The sequence below is a fragment of the Quadrisphaera sp. DVD1 genome (assembly GCF_058932755.1).
In genome coordinates this window covers 1-6,516 of the sequence record NZ_JBZYWI010000164.1, presented here as the reverse complement: position 1 = coordinate 6,516, position 6,516 = coordinate 1, and the positions used below count along the sequence as shown (strand labels likewise).

At 76.9% G+C, this 6,516-nt stretch carries 9 protein-coding genes and 1 pseudogene; 5 read left to right on the top strand and 5 right to left on the bottom strand.

Annotated features, from left to right (window positions below):
- The 3 genes and pseudogenes from AC5FZL_RS14635 to AC5FZL_RS14625 all read right to left on the bottom strand — a co-directional run.
- Positions 1-390, bottom strand: a 390-nt coding sequence (locus AC5FZL_RS14635) for a DAK2 domain-containing protein (protein WP_493619624.1), incomplete at its 3' end; no start/stop codon positions are given.
- 111 nt (positions 391-501) lie between these two features.
- Positions 502-1,506 (bottom strand): annotated as a pseudogene (locus AC5FZL_RS14630) (dihydroxyacetone kinase subunit DhaK); the annotation flags it as partial.
- Positions 1,507-1,537: 31 nt separating this feature from the next.
- The gene (locus tag AC5FZL_RS14625) at positions 1,538-1,879 is read right to left on the bottom strand and encodes a hypothetical protein (protein ID WP_493619623.1); all 342 of its coding nucleotides are present in this window, start codon (positions 1,877-1,879) and stop codon (positions 1,538-1,540) included.
- 411 nt (positions 1,880-2,290) lie between these two features.
- On the opposite strand from AC5FZL_RS14625, the gene AC5FZL_RS14620 reads away from it, so the two are divergent.
- On the top strand, positions 2,291-2,572 hold the full coding sequence (locus AC5FZL_RS14620; RefSeq protein ID WP_493619622.1) for an isoamylase early set domain-containing protein: 282 nt from the start codon (positions 2,291-2,293) through the stop codon (positions 2,570-2,572).
- A 92-nt stretch (positions 2,573-2,664) separates the two neighbouring features.
- Here the strand turns inward: AC5FZL_RS14620 and AC5FZL_RS14615 are convergent, their stop codons facing one another.
- On the bottom strand, positions 2,665-3,708 hold the full coding sequence (locus AC5FZL_RS14615; RefSeq protein ID WP_493619621.1) for a glutathione S-transferase family protein: 1,044 nt from the start codon (positions 3,706-3,708) through the stop codon (positions 2,665-2,667).
- A 94-nt stretch (positions 3,709-3,802) separates the two neighbouring features.
- On the opposite strand from AC5FZL_RS14615, the gene AC5FZL_RS14610 reads away from it, so the two are divergent.
- Positions 3,803-4,120 (top strand): putative quinol monooxygenase, encoded by a 318-nt coding sequence (locus AC5FZL_RS14610; protein ID WP_493619620.1) that lies wholly within the window; start codon positions 3,803-3,805, stop codon positions 4,118-4,120.
- Between the two features lies 1 nt (position 4,121).
- The gene (locus tag AC5FZL_RS14605) at positions 4,122-4,691 is read left to right on the top strand and encodes a type II toxin-antitoxin system PemK/MazF family toxin (RefSeq protein WP_493619619.1); all 570 of its coding nucleotides are present in this window, start codon (positions 4,122-4,124) and stop codon (positions 4,689-4,691) included.
- Here AC5FZL_RS14605 and AC5FZL_RS14600 read toward each other — a convergent pair.
- Positions 4,688-5,119, bottom strand: coding sequence for a hypothetical protein (locus tag AC5FZL_RS14600; protein WP_493619618.1), 432 nt, complete (start codon positions 5,117-5,119; stop codon positions 4,688-4,690). The genes AC5FZL_RS14605 and AC5FZL_RS14600 overlap by 4 nt on opposite strands.
- A 57-nt stretch (positions 5,120-5,176) precedes the next feature.
- On the opposite strand from AC5FZL_RS14600, the gene AC5FZL_RS14595 reads away from it, so the two are divergent.
- Together AC5FZL_RS14595 and AC5FZL_RS14590 are read left to right on the top strand one after the other, a co-directional pair.
- The gene (locus tag AC5FZL_RS14595; protein WP_493619617.1) at positions 5,177-5,383 is read left to right on the top strand and encodes an RNA-binding S4 domain-containing protein; all 207 of its coding nucleotides are present in this window, start codon (positions 5,177-5,179) and stop codon (positions 5,381-5,383) included.
- Between the two features lie 253 nt (positions 5,384-5,636).
- The gene (locus tag AC5FZL_RS14590; protein ID WP_493619616.1) at positions 5,637-6,371 is read left to right on the top strand and encodes a hypothetical protein; all 735 of its coding nucleotides are present in this window, start codon (positions 5,637-5,639) and stop codon (positions 6,369-6,371) included.
- Positions 6,372-6,516 lie beyond the last annotated feature (145 nt).

The window sequence follows — 6,516 nt, the reverse complement described above, 5'->3', positions numbered from 1 at the left end:
GGCGGCTGCCGCGGGGGCGAGGGCGTCGACCATCGTGCGGTCCCCGACCTCCGCCGAGCCGACGCGCTGCACCGAGGCGAGCGCGCGGTCGAGGGCGCGGGCGAAGGACGCGGCGTCCTCGCCCTCGCCGTGGGCCCCCTCGCCGGCACCGGCCTCGGCCAGCGCCGAGAACACGAGCCCGAACAGCGGCCCGCTCGTGCCGCCGACGTCGTCGAGGAAGACGGCCGCGGCGGCGCGCAGGCCCTGCGGACCGCCGGAGCCGGCCAGCTGGGCGGCCCGGCGCAGCCCGCCGGCGAGGTTGTCGCCGAAGTCGCCGTCCCCGGAGACCTGGTCGAGGCGGGTGAGGTCGGCGTGCAGCGCGTCGACCGCTGCGGTGTAGCGCTCGAGCACCTCGACGCTGCGCGGTGACGCCGCCGGCCCGGCGTCCGGGGCCGGAGCCGGCGCGCCCCCGCCCGGCGCGGTCTCGCCCGGCGCGGTCGGCTGTGCCCACCGCTGCAGGGCCGGGAAGGCGGGGGTGGCGGTGGGCGCCAGCCACAGGTCCAGCCAGCCCTCCTCGAGGCCGACGAGGGTGAGGGAGAACCCGCGCATGTCGAGCGCCGCCGTGTAGGTGCCGACGAGCGAGGACGCCGGGGCCGCCCCGCGCTCGGCGAGGGCGGTCCCGACGGCGGCGTGCAGGGCGTACAGCTCGAGCTCGGTCACCGCGCCGAGGCCGTTGACGAGCACGAGCAGGCCCTCGGGCCCCGGCTCGACGGCGGCCAGCAGCTCGTCGACCATCCGCTCGACGAGCGCGGTGGTCGCGGGCCGCTCGATCGTCCGCGCCGCCCGCTCGCCGTGGATGCCGACGCCGTACTCCAGCTCGTCGTCGGCGAGGGCGAACGCCGGCTGCCCGGTGCCGAGCGAGGTCTGGGCCCGGCTGGCCACCGCGACGCTGCGCGAGCGCGCCACGACGGCCGCGCCGAGCTCCGCCAGCTCGGCCAGCCCCGCGCCGCGGTCGGCGGCCGCACCGAGGATCTTCTCCACGGCGACGGTGGCCGCCGTGCCCCGGCGCCCGGTCCCACCTCCGTCCTCGCCCTCCGCGGTGTCGGTGGCGAGGTCGTCGTCGACGAGCACGGTGGCGACCTCGACGCCCTCGGCGCGCAGCCGCTCGGCCGCGATCGCGAAGTTGATCACGTCGCCGGTGTAGTTCTTCACCACGTGCAGGACGCCGCCCGGCCGCGCCACGGCGCGGCTGGCCTCGTAGACCTGGCGGTTGTGCGGGGAGGTGAAGACCTGCCCCGCGCACGCGGCGTCCAGCCCGCCGCGGCCCAGGAAGCCGGCGTGCAGGGGCTCGTGGCCGGCGCCGCCGCCGGAGACCAGCGCCACCTGCCGCCGCGGGGCGGGGTCGAGGGCGTGGAGGTAGAGGGGGGACTCGCAGACCCCGACGGTCTCGGGGAAGGCGGCGGCGAGGCCGCGGGCGGCGGTGAGGACGGCGTCGTCCACGCCGCCGGGGAAGAAGTGGGCGTCCATCGGGGGTCCTCTCCTCGGGGCGCCGTCGCCCCTAGCTGTGGTGTGCGAGGTCCAGCGGCCGGGTGGGGACCGGCGTGCGCGTGCGCAGGTCGATGACCGTGGCGGGGGAGGCGCTCCACACCTCCAGGGGCACGGGGTCGGGCACCGGGCCGACCCCGCTGGCGATGAGCAGGCTGAGCGCCCCGAAGCGGCCGGCCAGCGCGGAGTGGCGCTCGTGCACGTGCACGGGGTCGCCCGGGCGCAGCTCGCCGCGCAGGTCGAGGTGGTGCCAGCCGCGCACCGCGCCGGGCTCCACGGCCACCTCCCCAGCCCGCTCCACGGTCACCTCCGCGGCCCGCTCCACGGCCACCTCCACGGCCACCTCCACGGTCACCCAGCCGTCGGCGTCGACGCCCGTGACGGTGCCGGGGCGCCAGCCCCAGGGCGTGCGGCGCAGGAGCTTGACGTGCAGGGACGGGAGGGCGTGGCCGGGCCGGTGCGAGCGGCACCGCCGACCGTGCTCGCTCCCGGTGCACTCGCTGCTGATGCCTGCCTCCGCGTGCGGGGTGGACGTGTCGTTCCGACGCCGCCGACCCTAGTGCGCGCCGGGCTGCTCGGCCCACCCCGGAAGCCCGTCCGGGGACGTCCGGCACGGGCGGTGACAGGCCCCCTCCGGCACGGGCGGGGGCGCCCCGAACCGGACGAAACGCCGCGCGCGACACGCGGACCCGCTACCGTGCAGCCACCGCGCGCCCGGCATGACGCGGTGCGCCCCGCCCCGCACTTCCTTGGAGGACCCCCCGCCATGATCCGTGTCCAGCCCGTCAAGGGCAGCGATGACGTCAAGGTCACGTTCGTCGTCGACTCCGACGCCCCGGAGGGACCGATCTCGGTCGTCGGCAGCTTCAACGACTGGAGCCCGTTCGAGCACGTGCTGCGCAAGCGCAGCAACGGCAGCCGCAGCGTCGCCGTGACCGTCCCGGCCGGCTCCGAGGTCCACTTCCGCTACCTCGCCAGCGACGGGCACTGGTTCGACGACGCCGACGCCACCGAGCACACCGCCTCCGGTGGGGTGCTGAAGGTCTGACCCGACCGCGCCAGGCGGTCCCCGCACCGCACCGGTGCGGTGGACTGCCGCGGCGCGGCCCGGTGCGGCAGCGCCCGGAGGCCCCTCGCCCGCTACCCGCCCTGAGCCGAGTGCGCGGCCGGCACGGTCTCGGCCGGCTTCGGCGGAGGCGGCGGGGTGCCGTCGCCGAAGGGGCGTCCGCCGAGCGCCTCGCGCCCGTGCGGGGTCAGCCAGTTCGACAGGTCCGGCCCCTGCGGCACGATCTGCGTCGGGTTGATGTCCCGGTGCACGACGTAGTAGTGCTGCTTGATCTGCACGAAGTCGGTGGTGTCGCCGAACCCCGGCGTCTGGAACAGGTCGCGGGCGTAGGCCCACAGGGCGCCCATCTCGCTGAGCTTGTTCCGGTTGCACTTGAAGTGCCCGTGGTAGACCGCGTCGAAGCGGGCCAGCGTGGTGAAGAGCCGCACGTCGGCCTCGGTGATCGTGTCGCCGACGAGGTAGCGCTGGGAGCTCAGGCGCTCCTCCAGCTGGTCGAGCCGCTCGAAGAGCCGGGTGTACGCGCGGTCGTAGGCGCCCTGGGAGCCGGCGAACCCGCAGCGGTAGACGCCGTTGTTGACGTCCTTGAAGACGAGGGAGCTGATCTCGTCGATCTCGTCCCGGTGGGCCTCGGGGTAGAGGTCGGGCGCTCCCTCGCGGTGCAGGGCGGTCCACTCGGTGGACAGGTCCAGCGTCATCTGCGGGTAGTCGTTGGTGACCACCGCCCCGGAGGGCACGTCGACGATGGCGGGGACGGTGATGCCGCGGGGGTAGTCGGGGAAGCGCGCGAAGTACGCCTGCTGCAGGCGCTCGATGCCCAGCACCGGGTCGACGCCGCCCTCGTCGAGGTCGAAGGTCCAGCTGCGCTCGTCGTGGGTCGGACCGCACAGGCCGAGGGAGATCGCGTCCTCCAGTCCCAGCAGCCGGCGCACGATCACGGCGCGGTTGGCCCACGGGCACGCGCGGGCGGCCACGAGGCGGTAGCGCCCGGCCTCCACGGGCCAGCCGTCGCGCCCGTCGACGGTGATGCGGTCGTCGATGTAGCGGGTGTCGCGGGTGAACTCCTTGCCGGGGGACGTGTAGACGCCGCCCTTCGAGTGCTCCTCGTGCGTGCTGGTCATCGGGGCTCCCGGGGCGTGCGCCGGCCGTCGTGGATCACGCTCCACCGTAGGTGCTCGCCGTGCGCGGGGCGCGGCCAGCGGGCACGCTGCGCGGGTGTTCGCCATCGCCGTGCGCTTCGACCTGCCCGACCCCGCCGCCGCCGAGGCCTTCGACGCCCTCGTGCGGGAGGTGCTGCCCGGGATCCGCGACGAGCCCGGGACGCTGCTCTACGCGACGCACACCGTCGACGGCGAGCCCCTGGCCCGGCTCTTCTACGAGGTCTACCGGGACCGCGCGGCCCACGCCGCGCACGAGTCCCGCCCCGAGACGGCCCGCTTCCTCGAGCGGCTCGGCGAGCTGGTCTCCCGGGTGCGCGCGGAGCTGCTCGAGCCGGCCGACGACGCGCTGGACGCGCTCGGCGGGGACCGCTGACGTGCGCGGCGGGGGAGCGCTGCGCGGCGGGCTGAGGCTGCTGCTGCGCGCGGCGGCGTCCGCGGTGCGCACGCCGCCCCCCGTGCAGCCCCGGTCGCAGCCCCGGTCGCAGCCCCGGCCGGGGCCGGCGCCGGCCGTTCCGCCCCCGTCGCGCGGGGACCACGGCGCCTACGCCGGCGACGTCGACGGTCCGGTGCGCCCCCAGTACGCCCCGCACGCGGACGGCGACCCCGACCCCGGGGAGGTGGTGTGGGCCTGGGTGCCCTACGAGGAGGACCACAGCCGCGGCAAGGACCGGCCCGTGCTCGTCCTCGCCCGCGACGGCGCCTCCCTGCTCGGCCTGATGCTCACGAGCAAGGACCACGACCGCGACGCGGAGCAGGAGGCCCGGGCCGGCCGGCACTGGGTCGACGTCGGCTCCGGCGCCTGGGACCGCCAGGGCCGGCCCAGCGAGGTGCGCGTCGACCGGGTGCTGCGCCTGGACCCCTCGGCCGTGCGGCGCGAGGGCGCCGTGCTGGACCGGGCGCGCTTCGAGCAGGTCGCCGCCGAGGTCGCGCGGGTGCGGGGCTAGGTGAGCGACCGGCGGCGCTGGAGCAGGCGCCGTCCCCCGTGGCCGAGGTGGGTGACGAGGAGGGACCCGACGCCCGTGCCCAGGGCCACGAGGACCGCGCCGACGATGAACAACCCGCTGTCGTCCTCGGCCGCGGCCCACGCCGTCCACGCCGCCGTGAACCCCAGGGTCATCGCGAGGGAGACCCGCAGGGGGCGCCACAGCGCCCCGCCGACGAGGGCGAGGACGAACAGGGTGGCCACGCAGCCCACGACCTGCCACGCCTCGTACGGCCCGCTGGCCACGCCCGTCACCGGGTCGGTCTGGTACTCGTCGTCCCAGCCGAGCCAGGCCCACCAGGCCGCGACGGAGACGAGGGCCGGCACCAGCACCCCGACCGCGGGGGACGAGCGGGCGGGGGCGGCCGGAGCGGGGCGGGGCGTGGACACGGCCCGAGCCTGGCAGGCCCGGGCGGCCGGGCCCAGCACCAGGAGGAGGATGGCGCCGTGCGCGACGTCCCGATCAGCGAGCCCATGATCCGCCTCGGCCAGTTCCTCAAGCTGGCCGACCTCGTGGAGACCGGGGCCGACGCCAAGCCGCTGCTGGCCGCGGAGGACGTGCGGGTCAACGGCGACGTCGTCACCGAGCGCGGGCGCCAGCTGCACCGCGGCGACGTCGTGGCGGTCGGGGCCGACGAGGTCCGCGTCTCCTGAGCGCACCCGCCCAGTGCGGCGCGTACTGGCAGAAACTGGCGGCCTGACGCCGCGTACGCACTACACGCGTGCGACGCGTGAACGACGACGGAGTGCGTCACGCGAGTACGTACTCCACAGCCGGTGGGGAAACTCGCGCGGGAGTGCGACGCGGAGTACTGCGTCCGCGTCGACGCGGACCGTCCTGCGGAACTACGCTCGCCTCCGGTGCGGAGGCCCGCTCCAGTACCCCAGCGGCAGCACGGAGGTGGACGTGGACGCGACGCAGGCGCTCCGCCAGGCGCTCGAGGCCGTGGAGCACGCGGCCATCCCCGCTGACCTGCGCCCGCTGGCCTTCACCACCGCGGTCGAGCTGGTCGTCAGCGGCCGGGTCTCGACCTCACCCGCCCCCTCCCCGGCACCGGCTCCCGCCGCCGTCCCGGCGGCCCGGTCGGTACCCGCCCCCGCCGCGGTCCGCGCGCCGGAGCCAGCCGTGCAGGCCGACCCGGACGCCGACGCACAGCCCGCTCCCGCTCAGCCGGCTCCCGCGCTGCGCGCGGTCCCCGCAGTGGCCGCGGTCGCTCCCGCGGCCGCCGCGCCGCCGCCGCGCCCCGAGGAGGTCTGGCAGCGCGTCGCCGCGCAGCTCGGCGTCCGCCCGGAGCTGCTGGACCGCCTCTACGACGAGCACGCGGGCCGCCTGCGGCTGACCGGCGACGTCGCTCGCCTGGGCCGCAACCGCGCCGAGCGGGTGGGGAACGCCGCCCTGCTGCTGCTGGCGGCGCTGCGCTGGAGCGGTCTGGACGAGGGGCACCCGGTGCCGGACGCCGTCCTGCGCGCGGAGGTCGAGCGCCTCGGCCTGCTCGACACGGGCAACTACACCAAGCACCTCGCGGCCCGGCGCAGCCTCCTGCAGATCACCGGCTCCGGCCGCACGGCGACCTACAAGCTGCGCTACGACGGGGCCGAGGAGGCCCGGCGCCTGGCGCGCACCCTGCTCGAGGAGGGCTGAGCGCTCAGTACGGGCGGCGCCGGTTGCGGCAGGCCAGCGCCGTGAGGGCCAGGGCGACGGCGTCCTCCACGAGCCCGGACTGCACGTTCGTCAGGCGCGGGGACGCCCAGCGGCGCCACGCGGCACCACCCCACGATCCGGCCGC